Source organism: Bacillus sp. 2CMS4F (genome assembly GCF_023161785.1).
Taxonomy (GTDB): domain Bacteria; phylum Bacillota; class Bacilli; order Bacillales; family Bacillaceae; genus Bacillus; species Bacillus halotolerans.
In genome coordinates, this window is record NZ_JALNTO010000008.1 from 65,910 (window position 1) to 80,429 (window position 14,520).

14 protein-coding genes are annotated in these 14,520 nt (G+C 45.0%); 9 read left to right on the plus strand and 5 right to left on the minus strand.

The genetic code is table 11. The features are described 5' to 3' along the window. Nucleotides 1–136: 136 nt before the first annotated feature. The 6 genes from MTN95_RS12870 to MTN95_RS12895 all read left to right on the plus strand — a co-directional run bounded on the left by MTN95_RS12870 (nucleotide 137) and on the right by MTN95_RS12895 (nucleotide 4,254). Nucleotides 137–1,228 (plus strand): YheC/YheD family endospore coat-associated protein, encoded by a 1,092-nt coding sequence (locus MTN95_RS12870; protein WP_059336406.1) that lies wholly within the window; start codon nucleotides 137–139, stop codon nucleotides 1,226–1,228. Beyond that, nucleotides 1,218–2,579, plus strand: coding sequence for a YheC/YheD family endospore coat-associated protein (locus MTN95_RS12875; RefSeq protein WP_069486318.1), 1,362 nt, complete (start codon nucleotides 1,218–1,220; stop codon nucleotides 2,577–2,579). The genes MTN95_RS12870 and MTN95_RS12875 overlap by 11 nt, the downstream gene beginning before the upstream one ends. Before the next feature lie 158 nt (nucleotides 2,580–2,737). After that, nucleotides 2,738–2,947, plus strand: a complete 210-nt coding sequence (locus MTN95_RS12880; RefSeq protein WP_248338441.1) for a YheE family protein — start codon at nucleotides 2,738–2,740, stop codon at nucleotides 2,945–2,947. A gap of 212 nt (nucleotides 2,948–3,159) precedes the next feature. Next, nucleotides 3,160–3,363, plus strand: a complete 204-nt coding sequence (gene sspB / locus MTN95_RS12885; protein ID WP_010333571.1) for a beta type acid-soluble spore protein SspB — start codon at nucleotides 3,160–3,162, stop codon at nucleotides 3,361–3,363. 106 nt (nucleotides 3,364–3,469) lie between these two features. Continuing rightward, on the plus strand, nucleotides 3,470–3,595 hold the full coding sequence (locus MTN95_RS12890; protein WP_081638264.1) for a hypothetical protein: 126 nt from the start codon (nucleotides 3,470–3,472) through the stop codon (nucleotides 3,593–3,595). Between the two features lie 38 nt (nucleotides 3,596–3,633). Further along, complete coding sequence (locus tag MTN95_RS12895; RefSeq protein WP_202852706.1) at nucleotides 3,634–4,254, plus strand: NAD(P)-dependent oxidoreductase; 621 nt, start codon at nucleotides 3,634–3,636, stop codon at nucleotides 4,252–4,254. A 45-nt stretch (nucleotides 4,255–4,299) separates the two neighbouring features. Here the strand turns inward: MTN95_RS12895 and bmrD are convergent, their stop codons facing one another. Together bmrD and bmrC are read right to left on the minus strand one after the other, a co-directional pair. Further along, nucleotides 4,300–6,321: a multidrug resistance ABC transporter ATP-binding protein/permease BmrD gene (gene bmrD, locus MTN95_RS12900; protein WP_248338443.1), complete on the minus strand. Its 2,022-nt coding sequence runs from the start codon at nucleotides 6,319–6,321 to the stop codon at nucleotides 4,300–4,302. Further along, the gene (gene bmrC, locus MTN95_RS12905) at nucleotides 6,318–8,075 is read right to left on the minus strand and encodes a multidrug ABC transporter ATP-binding protein BmrC (protein WP_105955298.1); all 1,758 of its coding nucleotides are present in this window, start codon (nucleotides 8,073–8,075) and stop codon (nucleotides 6,318–6,320) included. The genes bmrD and bmrC overlap by 4 nt, the downstream gene beginning before the upstream one ends. Before the next feature lie 447 nt (nucleotides 8,076–8,522). On the opposite strand from bmrC, the gene MTN95_RS12910 reads away from it, so the two are divergent. Both MTN95_RS12910 and nhaC read left to right on the plus strand, forming a co-directional pair. Beyond that, the gene (locus MTN95_RS12910) at nucleotides 8,523–9,023 is read left to right on the plus strand and encodes a universal stress protein (protein ID WP_248338445.1); all 501 of its coding nucleotides are present in this window, start codon (nucleotides 8,523–8,525) and stop codon (nucleotides 9,021–9,023) included. Between the two features lie 125 nt (nucleotides 9,024–9,148). Then, a complete protein-coding gene (gene nhaC / locus MTN95_RS12915) occupies nucleotides 9,149–10,510 on the plus strand; it encodes a Na+/H+ antiporter NhaC (protein WP_248338447.1) in 1,362 nt (453 codons plus the stop codon). Nucleotides 10,511–10,547: 37 nt separating this feature from the next. Here the strand turns inward: nhaC and dat are convergent, their stop codons facing one another. Next, nucleotides 10,548–11,399 (minus strand): D-amino-acid transaminase, encoded by an 852-nt coding sequence (dat, locus tag MTN95_RS12920; RefSeq protein ID WP_248338449.1) that lies wholly within the window; start codon nucleotides 11,397–11,399, stop codon nucleotides 10,548–10,550. A gap of 282 nt (nucleotides 11,400–11,681) precedes the next feature. Between dat and MTN95_RS12925 the strand changes: the two genes are divergently transcribed. Continuing rightward, nucleotides 11,682–12,530: a polysaccharide deacetylase family protein gene (locus MTN95_RS12925; RefSeq protein WP_024120750.1), complete on the plus strand. Its 849-nt coding sequence runs from the start codon at nucleotides 11,682–11,684 to the stop codon at nucleotides 12,528–12,530. Between the two features lie 24 nt (nucleotides 12,531–12,554). On the opposite strand, the gene MTN95_RS12930 is transcribed toward MTN95_RS12925, so the two are convergent. Together MTN95_RS12930 and MTN95_RS12935 are read right to left on the minus strand one after the other, a co-directional pair. Further along, nucleotides 12,555–13,298, minus strand: coding sequence for an NAD-dependent protein deacylase (locus MTN95_RS12930; RefSeq protein ID WP_248338451.1), 744 nt, complete (start codon nucleotides 13,296–13,298; stop codon nucleotides 12,555–12,557). A gap of 85 nt (nucleotides 13,299–13,383) precedes the next feature. After that, nucleotides 13,384–14,499 (minus strand): mechanosensitive ion channel family protein, encoded by a 1,116-nt coding sequence (locus tag MTN95_RS12935; RefSeq protein ID WP_248338453.1) that lies wholly within the window; start codon nucleotides 14,497–14,499, stop codon nucleotides 13,384–13,386. Between the last annotated feature and the right edge of the window lie 21 nt (nucleotides 14,500–14,520).

The following is a 14,520-nucleotide window of genomic DNA, read 5'->3' on the forward strand; positions in this document are numbered from 1 at the left end:
GTTTAACAGGAATAGGGCAAGATGCTGAATCGTAATCTGTAAAGTAGACTACCGACAGCTGTGTTCCTGATGTTTTTTGAAGCGTAAAGCTGCTGACACCCGCCGGCAGCTTTTTAATAAAAGGGGGAGTCTCACCATGATAACACTCGGTTTTATGTCCTTAACCCGCCAGCACGAGCAGGATTATTCCGCAGAATTGGCTACAAGAGCGCCCGAATTCGGCATACGTTTGATCCGCTTTACACCGTTTGACATTTTGCCCGACACTCTGCGTGTCAAAGCGCTGGTATATCATCCAGCGAGCAGCAATTGGAACGAAACAGAACTTGCGATTCCCGATTATATTTATGACCGCTGTTTTTATGGGAAGGATTCACAATCACAAAAAGCAAAGCCGATCGTCGAATGGCTCAAAAAATATCCGAAAACCGAATTTATCGGGCGGGGTCTTCCTGATAAATGGACTGTGTTTCAAGATTTGCAGGAGCATTCTGTGATCAATCCTTACATTCCGGAAACCATGAAAGTGAGCCGATTTGAACAAATCCATTCGTATTTATCGAAAGAAAAAGCCTGTATTTTAAAGCCAGCGTTCGGTGCTGGCGGCAGAGGCGTGATACTTCTGGAGCTTGGCAAGAAAAACATAACCGCCACCTACCATATCGGAAAGGATAAACAGACAAAATCCTTTTCCAACCAAGCTTCATTTAAAACTTGGTGCAAAAAAGTGCTTCAGCACCAATATTTGATGCAGCCTTATTTAAATATCCAAGATAAGGAGCAATACCCTTGTGATATCCGGCTGTTTATGCAAAAAAATGAGGACGGTGAATGGCATACCGTCGGAAAGGCAGTGAGACGCGGATACAAAAACGGGCTGCTGGCCAATTTATCAGGCGGATCGGATACGCTTACATTTGATACATGGTTTGAAAATATCCCGAAAAAACAGCAGGTAGTCTTACTGGATGACGTATTCTCGATTACCCAATCGGTTCCGTATTATCTTGATGAGCGATACGGGCCATTATTTGAACTCGGTCTGGATATATGCCTTGCGAAGGACGGGAGGATCTGGATCCTGGATATCAATTCTAAACCAGGCAGAAAATCAATTCTTCATGTTTCTCCTGAGAAAAAAGAACATCTATATACTTGTCCTCTTAAGCGGTGCAAATATCTATTTTCGCTGCAAAACCAGAAAGGAGTCCTTCCGCGTGAATCGTAAACGGTTTTTGATCGGCATAGACAAAAACAGTGAAAATACTCTGTTTCTGCCCTCCGCCATGAAGCAAGACGGCCTTTTGTCTGCCTCATTCGGAACGAAGGTTGTCAGATGCCATGTTACTTTCAGACGAAATCTCGAACAGACAGTGCTCCTCTCTGAAAATCTGTTTCACGAACTGCTGATACCACATCGCAGCCGGGCTGATATTCTCATTCATGATCATTCGGTGCACATTGGTCCGTTAATCGGCATCTTCACCGCGGGGTTTACCGCATCACTTGAGCGCCCTTTTAAGGACCGTTCTCTCTTTTTTTCTAAACTGCTCACTTTGCATGAACAAACAGGAAGCTATTGCTTCGTGTTCGGCGCGCACCAAATCAATTGGCAGGAAGGGACGATTGAAGCGCTTCTATACAGGGAAAATGGCTGGGAGAAACACATTGTCCCGCTGCCGAACGTCGTGTATGACCGTTTGCCGAACAGAAAAATCGAGAACTCAATTGTCTTGCAGAATACAAAAAACCGGCTGATCAATGAATATCAAATCCCATGGTTCAATAAAACATTTTTCAACAAATGGGATGTTCATCAATTGCTGGAAAAAGATCCGAGAACGGCTCCTTACTTACCGAAATCAATCCTTCATCCTACTGTTGAGCGGATTGAAGAGCTGAGTGATTCATTCGGCAAGGTTTATATAAAACCGGCGGACGGAGCACTCGGCACCGGGATTTATCAGCTCGCCAAAACGGAATCCGGTTTGACTGTGAAACATACGAATGATGCCAAATCTTTTTCTTCAATCGACTATCCCGATGCTTCCGCATTTCTGGATGAATTTCAAAAACAGCATGATCCCGCTGTCTTTCTCGTTCAGCAAGGGGTGAATTTGATTGAATTTCAGGGAAAACCAGCCGATTTCCGCGTTCATACGAATAAAAACAGTAAAGGCAAATGGACTGTGACCGCCATCGCAGTAAAAATTTCAGGAGAAAACAGCATTACAACACACCTATCAAATGGCGGAAAAGTGAAAACGCTGGCCGAAGTATACGATGATCCGGCGGAACGAATACATGTCATTAAAAAGCTTTCTGCGGCGGCATTGACTGCCAGCCAAGTGCTCCATGACCATATCGAAGGGTTCATCGGCGAGATCGGTTTTGATTTTGGCATTGACCAAAATGGTAAGGTATGGATGTTTGAAGCGAATTCACGTCCGGGCCGCAGTATTTTTTCTCATCCGAGTCTGCAATCTGTCGATTCTTTGACAAAACGAAGAAGCTTTGAATATGCTTCATATCTTTCGAAGATGGCCATTACCTCCCATGAATCGCTGTGGCCATCCTAATTTGCCCGCTTTATGTAAAAGCGGGCTTGAAGTTTATTCAACGCTGGGACAAGTTCATCATAAAGCCCCTTCAATGATGTTTTGCAACAATGATACAATGAATGTAATTCGTCCGTATCCATGTCAATTGATATCAATTTCAAGGAGCGTGGCCCCTGATGATTTCTCATTTCAGCTGGAAACCTTTGTTTCAAAAACAAAAACTGCCCGGATGGACAATTTCGTTTTACTATAAAGGCATGCATTACGAGGGCATCTATCATAAAAGCGGCGAGATTGAATGGGGAGATTTGTTTCCCGCCCGTGCTGATGAGCCTGGACTCAAAAACGAGATACATGAATTGATGCTTTTTCATATTTACGATTAGCTTAGCCTGAGCGGCTAAGCTTTTTTTATGCCTTCTCAAGATTTACCACTAAAATCCCCGCATGAGTTTCAGTCAAATCTAACATAATACGTAGTAACAAGCCGGCAAAGCATTGGGTTACGCCGAGACGGCAGTGACACCCGAGGCGGGTCCACAGACTGGTGCAACTCCAGTTAACCCAACCATATCAAATAAAAAAGGAGATTTTACACATGGCAAACCAAAACTCTTCAAATCAATTACTAGTACCTGGCGCAGCTCAGGCTATCGACCAAATGAAACTTGAAATCGCTTCTGAATTCGGCGTTAACCTTGGAGCGGATACGACTTCCCGCGCTAACGGTTCTGTCGGAGGAGAAATCACAAAACGTTTAGTATCTTTCGCTCAGCAGAACATGGGCGGCCGCGTACAATAACAATTCAATAAATGGCTGATAGAAGGCGCGGTTTCCGCGCCTTCTTTATATTTGTCACCCTTTTTTCCTGCACCACATATCCTAGGAGAAAAGGGAGGGAATCAAGGTGCCTTTCATCGCTATTGTGAATTGGGAGCTGGTGCAGTTCGTAAGTATATCCATGATTAATGAATATGTTTCCCATCGTTCTGTCTTTTTGTACAGGTATTCTTTCCCGCGCTGTTCAAACTGAGTACCTCCTTTTATAATGAGGGGCGAGGAGGTTTTTTCATGAAAATTGCCTTATTTGGCGCAACCGGCCGTGTCGGACAAGCCTTTTTAAGATTGGCAGGCACCAATGAACAACTTGATATTTACGCTCTGATCAGGTCATCGAATGATAAACTTGGCCTGCCGAAAGAACGAATCGTTATCGGGAATGCCCGCTGCCGGGAAGATGTGAAAGAAGTCATGAAGGATGCTGAGATCGTCATCAGCTGTCTCGGTACAGATGGCGACGATACGTTGTCAGCTGCCATGACACATATTCTTGCCATTATGCAGGAAAAGCATATCAAACGGCTCATAACAATCGGCACCGCGGGCATTCTTAATTCACGATGTGAACCAGGAAAATACCGATTTGAAACAAATGAATCAAAACGAAAGCTGACCCGCGCTGCCAAGGAGCATGCAAAGGTATATGACATGCTTAGAGATTCGTCCTTAGATTGGACCATGATCTGCCCCACATATCTCCCCGACGGAGAAGCAGCAGGTGAATACCGTGCAGAGCGCAACGTCTTGCCGGCGGAAGGCAAAAAGATCACTGTCGGCGACACTGCGGCTTTTCTGTATCACGAGCTTCTTACAGGAGACTATATCGGCTGCCGGGTAGGACTGGCTTATTAATGCGTACAAAAACCCAAAACATTGAATGTCTTGGGTTTTTGAAAACTATGCAATGGAGTGCTTCTGTCCTTTTTGCAGCTCATACATTTGATAATATTGCCCTTTTAACACCATTAGTTCCTCATGATTCCCTTTCTCAACAATTTCTCCTTTTTCAAGCACTAAAATTTGATCCGCGTTTCTGATGGTTGAAAGCCGATGGGCAATGACAAATGTCGTGCGCCCTTGTTTCACTACATCCAGTGCCTTCTGGATCAAAGCCTCTGTCTCCGTATCAATATGCGCCGTTGCTTCATCCAAAATCAAAATGGCGGGATCGTACGCCAGAGCTCTTGCAAAGGAAATGAGCTGCCGCTCTCCTGAGGATAGCGTGCTGCCTTTTTCTATGACAGGTTCGCTGATGCCTTTCGGAAGCTTTTCAAGAAGCGACTCAGCCCCGACTTGCCGCAGTGCTTCTATGATGTCTTCTTCTGAAATTCTTTCATCCTCCAGACTGACGTTAGAACCGATTGTTCCTGAAAATAAGTACGGATCCTGCAGCACAATCCCCATATGGGATCTAAGTTCCTGCCTTGACATGCTGTAAATGCTTCTCCCATCGATGAGCACATCCCCTTTTTGCGCATCATAAAAGCGGAAGAGGATATTCAAAATCGAGCTCTTGCCTGATCCGGTATGGCCGACAAGCGCTACAGTTTCGCCTTTTTGTGCTGTAAAGGAAATGTGTTTCAAAACATTTTCTCCTTCTTGATAAGCAAATGATACGTCTCTAAATTCAACCCGCCCCAGCGCGCGCTCCTTCGCCGGTTCACCCGTTTCTTCCGTTTCCTTTTCTTCAAGCAGTTCAAAAACACGCCCGGCGGACACCCGCGCCAGTTCCAGTTTAGAAAACTGATTGACGATACCTGTAATCGGCTGGAATAAGCGGTTTAAGTAATCCACAAACGCGTACAGCACACCGATGGAAACAATTCCTGCCGCGTTTAGGCTTGCGCCGCCAAAATGCCAGATCAGACAGACAAACGCAAGGTTTCGGATCACATTCACAAGGTTGTGTGACATTAAGGAGTTTAAATTCAGCATCCTGTTCTGATAGTAATAATGAGATTCATTTAATTCCTCAAACTCTCTCATTGTTTCTTTTTGATGGCGAAAAGCTTGGATGATCGGCATGCCTTGAATGGACTCATTCATTTTTGCATTAATGTCACTATTGATCGAACGGATTTGATGATTGTAATAGGAAGCGTATTTCCGGTAGATGATCGACCACAGCCAGATGATCGGCACAATCGCCAAGCATAAAAATGCGAGCTTTACATCCAGCAGGAACAACGCCGTAAATATCCCGATCATATATATGCCGCTTGTCACAAACGTTGACAGCACTGTCACATATAAATCTCTGATTGCCTCGGTATCATTTGTAATTCTTGCGACTACTTTGCCCGCGGGAAGATTATCAAAATAGCGGATCGGCAGTTTCTGAATGCGGGAAAACACATCCTGTCTCATCTTTTGAATAATGCGGTTGGCACTCATCTGCAATAAATAATGCTGCCCATATTGGAAAAATACCGAGAAGACAAGCAAACCGGCATACAGAAAAATAAGAAACGTCATCCCCTTCATTTCCCGCTTATAGAACTGAAAAATCTCCTGCTTTGTCAGCTTTTCAGCAGGATACGTCCGGCTTTCATTCCCATTAGTGATCGTCAGCTTTCCGTCAGAAACCGTTCTGTTCCCGTCAAAGCTGACAGCCTGATCAACGAAATAAAACGCCATTCCCACTTGATAAATATGCGCTTCTTTCTCTTTAGCAGCCGCTCCCTGCATCCGGTCCTCCCTGACATAGGAGGTGCCGTCAAATTCAACTGCATTTTTATCTTTTTTCGAGACCTCATACCATGTTTTTTCAATGCCGAGGATGTGGTCGTCAATCATTTTTTTGCCGATAAACGGTCCGGTCAGCTCTGCCCCGACTGCAATCGCAAGCAACAGGACGGCAGTGATCAGCAATTTTTTATATAGGAGTGCGTATCTCCATAATGTTTTTCCCGTGTTCATGCCCCTGCTCCTCCTTCTTCTGCAGTGAACAGCTGCTGCCTTTCGTATTGTTCCCGATACCATCCGTTATTGGCCATCAGCTCTTGATGTGTGCCTCTCTCAGAAATCACGCCGCCGTCCATCACAAGGATGAGATCGGCATGCTCCACAGCTGATAAACGATGCGTCAGAATAAATGTCGTTTTCTCTTGGCGGTTTTTCCTGATATTGCTGATAATAGCCGCCTCCGTTTTCGCATCTACAGCGGAAAGAGAATCATCCAGGATTAAAATCTCCGGATTCGCCATCAGCGCCCTCGCGATTGAAATTCTTTGTTTTTGCCCTCCAGAGAGTGCAACGCCTTTTTCACCCACCATTGTCTCCAGACCGGCCGGAAGCATTTGCAAGTCTTTTTCAAAATGAGCTTCTGAAACAGCCTTCTTTACCTCAGCATCACTTGCGTCAAGCTTTCCGTACAAGATGTTTTCTTTTACAGACCGGGAAAACAGCAAATGATCCTGCGGCACATATCCAATCCATCCGCGGAGCCGGTCAAGAGGAATCTGCTCAATCGGCACACCTGAACATGTGATGCTCCCTTCACCGGCTGGATACTGGCGCAAAAGCTGCTTAATGATCGTCGTTTTTCCGCTCCCAGTTTTACCGGCAATCCCGACAGTCTGCCCTTTTCGCACGGCAAAAGAAATATCTTGAATATTCACATTTGTTGAGCTTGGATATGTAAAGCTGACATGGCTGAAAACGATATCTCCAGGCTCTTTTAAATCAGACGGCCTCTTCGGATCTGTCACGTCCGGTTCATAAGAAAGGGTTTCATTTACCCGATCTAAAGACGCGTTGCCGCGCTGCATCACATTAATTAATTCACCGATCGCAAACATCGGCCAAATCATCATGCCCAAATAGACATTAAAGGAAACAAGCTCGCCAAGCGTCAGCTCATTACGGAAAACAAGAAACGCTCCATACCCCAGCCCAATCAGATAGCTGGCGCCGACAAGCAGCTTAACAGTCGGCTCAAACAGAGAATCGATAAAGGCTACCTTCATATTCTTCCGGTACACATCGGCCGTCATTTCATTAAAACGGCGTTCATCATTCGTTTCCTGCACATAAGCGCGAATCACTCTCACACCCGAGACCGATTCGAGCACCCTGTCATTCAGCGCTCCGAAAGAATTTTGTGCCTCTGTAAACCTTTCATGAATTTTACCTCCGTATATGCTAATCGCAACAGCCATAATGGGAAGAGGTATTATGGCTGCAAGCGTCAGCTTCCAGCTGATCAAAAACCCCATCGTCAAAAAGATCGTCATCATAAACATTGTAGAATCGACTAATGTCAAAATGCCAAAACCTGTCGTTAAACTGACAGCCTGGAGATCATTTGTCCCCCGCGCCATTAAATCTCCTGTTCTGTATTTTTCATAAAACGGCGGCGCCATTTTCAGCAAATGACCCATCAGCTTTGAGCGGAGAATTTTTTCCATCACATTCGCTCCGCCGAACAGCTGGTGCATCCAAAAATAAGACATGATATACACCACCGCCGTCAAACCTAAAAATACGCTGACATAAAACAGCAGCCCGCCTGAGGTAAACTCCCCCGATTTCATATCATCGATGGCGTTCCCCAACAGTTTAGGCGGAAACATCTCAAGTACATTTACACATAATAAAAGCACAATCGCAATGGTATAGCGCAGCCAGTAGGCTTTAAAAAACCAGCCCAGCTTTTTCAATACTGAAAACATCCATCCCCATCTCCTTTATCTCGTCAGCCGCCTTCTATTTTTTCCTTGCAGCTCTTTTCGTTCAGGTTGTCATAACCAATCCTTGCCTCTGTATTTGTCTTCACATCCGATACACCTGTCTTTCTTAAGATTTTGTATATAAAAAAGGCACGAAGCGTCAGCTCCATGCCTTTTGTTATCGATTATGATGTACAGAGCGCTTTTTGGCGCGCGGATTAACCCAATTCAAAAAAACAGAATAAGGGTTTGCCGCGCCAATATGAAACTGTTCTGTAAGACATATCATTCCTTGGCATAGCAAACCCTCCATTCATTCTGATTTTTCACTCTTTTTTCATAATATAAACAAAACCTTTTTTTGTCAATCATTACTTGAACAGAGAAAAGATTAAATAGATATGAAGTCGGGTATTGTATTGTACGACGTTTTTTGAAAGGGTGAGAATGATGTTTCATGCTGACCGTATTATTGTTGCGTTTGACGGAAGTGCAAACAGTAAGAAAGCGCTTCAGACAGCCATTGATCTTGCGAAAACGGTAAATGCAGCCATTACAGTCGCCCATTCACATGATATGAAAGACAACCAGACCATCATCGACCCGCCGAGGCCCGCAGCAGGGGCAAGCTATATTGGCGGAGGCATGACAAGTGTTCCTGACCCGCTGATATCAGATGTTGCGCCACCGGAGCCAATGATTTATGAAGACCGTACGGAAGAAGTCATCGCCGAAGCCAGAATGATGCTGAATGATCAGCAGACAGAGGGAGCTATCGATATATTGGAAGGTGACCCGGCTGAATCAATTATCGAGCATGCCAACCGGGTTTCAGCCGATCTGATTGTAACCGGAAGCAGAGACCAAAACAGACTGAAGAAACTTTTGTTTGGAAGTGTAAGTGAAAAGCTTTCGGCGAAATCAGATATACCGGTTCTGATCGTAAAGTGAGCACGCCACGTGCTCGCTTTTTTATATTCATAATTGTGAAAAAACACGGATTTTCGTTTTTTTCTGATATAATGCTTTCGTGCCCAAAAGCACAAAAGCATTAAAGAAAATGATGGGGTGTTGTTTTGGATTCTCAAAAAAAGCTGACGTTTCCGTTAGCCGTCGGTTTATTTATATTCATGTTAGGGGTCATTATCTCCTGCTTATTTTTTCTTCATACAGAACCGCATATCCCGCTGTTCCTATGTGTTGTCCTGCTTTCAGCAGCCGGTTTATGGTACGGTTTTTCCTGGAACAGTCTTGAAAAAGGAATTGTAAACGGGATTAAAAACGGTGTACAGCCGATCATTGTTCTGGCGCTGATCGGTATCTTAATCGGCGCTTGGATGTACAGCGGCGCCATACCGTCCGTTACAGTTTATGCTTTATCCTTTATTGAACCGAGCCATCTTCTGTTGACTGCTTTGTTTTCCTGCATGATCATCAGCACGCTAGTCGGCTCAAGCCTGACAACTGTAAGCACAATTGGCGTGGCACTGATCGGCGTGGCGAGTGCGGCAGGCGTTCCGCTCGAATGGACGGCGGGGGCAGTCATTTGCGGAGCCTGCTTTGGTGATAAAATGTCACCGATGTCGGATACAACAAATTTTGCTGCGGGTATAGGCGAAATATCTATCTTTGAACACATTCGCCACATGATGGGCACAACTATTCCCGCCTTGCTGATCACCGTTGTCCTTTTTTACTTTCTTGGTTTATCAGTCTCAGCAGACGCTGCTTCAACAGATGATATTGCACATGTTATTGCCGGAATAAAAGATGCAGCAAACGTCACACCGTGGGCGCTTCTTTCTCCGCTCTTAGTTGTTTTGCTGGCGATTAAGCGTGTGTCCGTTATTCCCGTTCTGACTGCCGGTATTATTTCCTCGGGAATTTTGACTGCCATTTTCGTTCCCGACAGCAGCATTCAGGCTTTTATGGCAGCCCTGCAAAATGGCACCATGTTCGAAACTGACAATGAGGCAGCCGCTAAAATCATCAACAGAGGCGGACTGCAATCCATGATGGGCTCAGTTTCTCTTATTATGATCGCTTTTGCACTCGGCGGTTTAATGGAGAAAATCGGCCTGATCTCCGCACTATTGGAGGGTCTGATGAAAGGAATCCGTTCAAAGGGCAGTCTCATTGCAGCAACTGTCTGCTCCAGTATCGGTGTCAATCTTGCAACAGGTGAACAGTATTTATCTATATTAATACCGGGACAGTCATATAAATCCTTATATGATAAACAAAACATTCAGCGGAAGTTTTTATCAAGATCATTAGAGGACGGCGGAACATTGATTAATCCATTGATCCCTTGGGGCGTCAGCGGGGCTTTTATGGCAACCGCGCTTGGTGTTCCCGTCATTGACTATATCCCATTTACGTTCTTCCTCTATATATCGCCGATCATCTCGGTTTTAGTTGGATATGTAAAAAAATAAAAAGAGCGCCGCTTGCAAAGCGGGCTCTTTTTTAACATTAAAATGATACGCGGGCTGCCTGCTGAATTCTTTCTTGAAAAGCCGCCTGCAGCTGTTTTGTCACCGGTCCGGGCACTCCGCTTCCGACTGATTTACCATCAAGCGTCACAACCGGAACAATCTCTGCCGTGGTTGAAGAAATAAAGATTTCCTCCGCCTGTCTCAGCTCTTCTTCAGTAACGGGCTTTTCATCAAGCTCTATGCCGTTCTTTACGATGAGATCCAAAATCTTCATTCGTGTAATCCCATTGAGAATCATTCGGTTAGCCGGATGCGTCCGCACCGTACCGTTTAAAACGGCATAAACATTAGAAGAGGTACCTTCTGTAACAATTCCGTCTCTTATTAAAATGCCTTCAAATGCTCCTGCTTCGTAGGCTTTCTGCTTTGCCATCACATTATACAGTAAATTCAGACTTTTAATATCGCATCTCAGCCAGCGAAGATCCTCATCCGTGATGGCTGAAACGCCGTATGTCTGCTCCTGTTCCGGCTTTTTAACAGAAAATGTATAGGCCGTCGTCTGCGGCTCAAGGCCCGCTTCATATTGGTGTTTTCGCGGAGCAACCCCTCTGGTGGTTTGAATGTAAACCGCTCCGTCGCTGACCGCATTTTCCTGCACAAGCTTTTGCAGGTCCCACTCTAAATCTTCTAAACTGAACGGCAGTGAAATTCCGATCTCAGCCGCGCTTCTGAATAAACGCTCCGCATGCTCGCGCAAGCCGAATAATACCCCTTTATACACCCTGATAACCTCATAGATTCCGTCTCCAAACTGATAACCGCGATCTTCCACATCAACGGATGCCTCGTTCCGCTCCACCAGTTGGCCATTGACTAAAATCTTCATATAAGCCCTCCCTTTTTCGTATTTATCCTGATGTCTAATCAAGCTGTCATTGTCACTCATTCTACCATATCAAACCAGCTGAAAAACAGAAAGATCAAGAACTCAATAGCTGGGAAGGAGATTATTTTTTCCTTAAAATCTGACATTTCGACATTTTTTCTATGTTCTTTCCAGTTTTATTCCTGTATACTTGACTCGTAATACATAGGTTGTAAACAATGGCACCTTCAGAGCTGCCAATACAGCGGTATGTAGAGATTTTATGCCACTGGAGAGATTGATATGCGACAAACGAGAGGAGACGCTTCTCCTTCTGCAGTTTCGCTTGCTTTTAAATTTGCAAGTTTAGCAGTTTTATGTGTGCTGCTTTTGCTTATGGTGATTTTAGGTTATTCCAACAGCTCCTCGAAAGCAAAGGAGATCACTGTCACAACAAACAGCCAGCTTCGTGATGAGAAGGAAAGCCTGAAGCTGAAAGACGACTCCCCAGGCCTGCTGATAAAACATTTGCAGACCGAGCAGAATATGGGAGACAAAACGGTTTATTTAACCTTCGATGATGGCCCGTCAGCCTCTACAAACCGCTTGCTGGACGTACTGAAAAGCGCCGATGTAAAGGCGACATTTTTTATGCTGTCACCGCGAATGAACGAATTCAAACACGCGGTTAAAAGGGCCGGAAATGAAGGGCATGCACTCGGTTTACACGGGGTCACGCATAATAACAAATTGTTTTACCAAACGCCGACATCACCGCTAAAAGAAATGCAGCAGGCGCGTGACACGCTGGAAAGCATTACAGGCTATCGCACTGATCTCGTCAGAACGCCCTACGGCAGCAAGCCGTCTCTTACAGATTCACAAATTCGCAATCTAGAAAAAGACGGTTTTGTGTACTGGGATTGGACGATTGACAGCATGGACTGGAAATACCGCAACTCAAAATACGTAGCAGAAGTACTGCAGCAGCTTGACAATATGGAACACAGCCATTCTAATCGGCCGTATGTGATTCTCATGCACGATCTTCCTGCTACAGTAAACGCACTGCCGGTGCTAATCCATAAACTGAAAGAAAAGGGCTATTCCTTCGGTGTGTTAAAGGATACAATGGTTCCGGTTCATGAATAAAAAGTGAGGCGCTTATCTGCGGCCTCACTTTTTTATGCCCAAGCTCCGGGCAAACTCTCCGATTTTTTGATGGATGACGAAATCAAACAAACTGTCGCAGTACGTCGGCTCCAGGTTAATAATGGCTTTTTTTATGCCTGGAATCCGGCTTGCATCCTCAGGCACAAATCTGGCGGGAGCAACCTCAAGAGACGTGCCGATCACCAATAATAGGTCGGCTTTATCCAGCTTTTCATAAAGCTTGTCAAAATGCAAAACGGCATCACCAAACAGAACGACATCGGTTTTTAATACCGTTCCGCACACCTCACCGTCATTTCCGACCGCTGTACACTCCGGCACATCATGCTTCAGCAAATGAGGGAGATCATATCGGGCGCCGCATGAGAGACAGCTTGCTGTTTGGATAGAGCCATGCAACTCGTATACACGTCTGCTTCCGGCTTTTCTATGAAGGCCGTCAATGTTTTGTGTGAATATATCCACCTGCTTCCCTTGTTTCTCCAGTTCTGCCAAAAGCAAATGCCCTTCATTCGGTTCATAGCTCCCGCTCATTTTCATTTGAAACAATTCTTTGAACTTAGGCCAAAACAGACGCGGATAGCTTAAAAAATAATCAAGGCTCATCGCCTCCATCCTTGAGGCATCCTCAGTCCAGATGCCGCCGGCTGAGCGAAAATCGGGTATGCCTGATTCTGTGCTCATTCCCGCTCCGGTCAGCACGACAATTCGCTGTGCTTCATTCAGCATGTTTCTGAATGCTTCCAATTCAACACCGCCTTACAGTCATTTTTCTCTTATTTTACCATGAAATGAAAAAGACTCCGCCTCTTTGAGACGAAGTCTTTCTTTTTTAAGCCCGTTCCTTTTCCCCTTTATTGAGATTTACTTGAAACGGATCGTGCTGGTGCTTCTGGTTGACATACACCATTTGTCCGGGATAAGCAAATTCAACCCCTTCAGCGCCGAGGATTTCAATAATTTTGTAGTTGATATCCTCTCTGACATGAAGGTTCTCCGCCCAAACCGTTGTTTTTGTATAGAAGTTGAAAAATAAATTGTAATAGCTGTCAGCAAACGTATCGAAATTGACCATGATTGTATCATTATCGACGCCTTCATGTTCAAGCAGCATCTTTCTGAGCGAACGAATGCAGCGTTCCAAATTTTCAATCGGCGTTGCGTAGGATACATGAATGGAAAACGTAATCTGACGCTTGGTCATTCTCGTCCAGTTCGTGATGGCTTCCATCGACAGCGTGGAATTCGGCACCGTTACAAGCGCACCCTGCGCTGTTCTGAATCTTGTGCTTCTGAAGGTAATATCCTCCACTGATCCGGTTACTGTCGCCGTTTCCACCCAATCACCGATCGTAAACGGCTTTTCAGTGATAATGATGATTCCGCCAAAGAAGTTGCTGATCGTGTCTTTCGCTGCTAACGCAAAAGCCAATCCGCCAAGCCCAAGGCCCGCCACAAACCCATTGACGTCATAATTGAATTCCTGCGCGATCACACTCACACTGAGCGCTATAATGACAAAACGGAGCAGCTTAGACAAAAACGGCGCCAGAATATCATCCATATCCAGTTCGAAGCGCTGATTCACTTTATGAAAAATAAAAGATGATGTAGCGGTCAAATTACAAAGCCCCCAGCACAACAGCGCCACAATCAGCGAGCGGTATACTTTGCTGATCAGCGGCATCTGTGCATCTAAAAACGGTGAATAGCGGATCGCTAAAAACAGCCCTAAGGCAACAAAAAACCATCTGGCAGGCTTATCGAATGCCACAACCACCTGTTTAAAAATTTCGGTTTTCGGTTTGTTTGTCATATTAAAAAGCAAATTAAAGAAATATCTTGTAAACAGTTTTCTTAGTATAAGAAACAACAGCAAAATTGCCAAACTGATGCCGGTTTGTATGATTTTATCTAGCGTGAAATATTGCTGCAGATGATCTAGCATGGCAGTCTCCCCTCTATCCCA

Coding starts and splice junctions, on each gene's coding strand:
- MTN95_RS12910 (WP_248338445.1), top strand. CDS start 8,523: ATGTTTCATGCTGACCGTATTATTGTTGCGTTTGACGGAAGTGCAAAC.
- MTN95_RS12935 (WP_248338453.1), bottom strand. CDS start 14,499: ATGCTAGATCATCTGCAGCAATATTTCACGCTAGATAAAATCATACAA.
- MTN95_RS12870 (WP_059336406.1), top strand. CDS start 137: ATGATAACACTCGGTTTTATGTCCTTAACCCGCCAGCACGAGCAGGAT.
- MTN95_RS12895 (WP_202852706.1), top strand. CDS start 3,634: ATGAAAATTGCCTTATTTGGCGCAACCGGCCGTGTCGGACAAGCCTTT.
- bmrD (WP_248338443.1), bottom strand. CDS start 6,321: ATGAACACGGGAAAAACATTATGGAGATACGCACTCCTATATAAAAAA.
- sspB (WP_010333571.1), top strand. CDS start 3,160: ATGGCAAACCAAAACTCTTCAAATCAATTACTAGTACCTGGCGCAGCT.
- MTN95_RS12925 (WP_024120750.1), top strand. CDS start 11,682: ATGCGACAAACGAGAGGAGACGCTTCTCCTTCTGCAGTTTCGCTTGCT.
- MTN95_RS12880 (WP_248338441.1), top strand. CDS start 2,738: ATGATTTCTCATTTCAGCTGGAAACCTTTGTTTCAAAAACAAAAACTG.
- bmrC (WP_105955298.1), bottom strand. CDS start 8,075: ATGTTTTCAGTATTGAAAAAGCTGGGCTGGTTTTTTAAAGCCTACTGG.
- dat (WP_248338449.1), bottom strand. CDS start 11,399: ATGAAGATTTTAGTCAATGGCCAACTGGTGGAGCGGAACGAGGCATCC.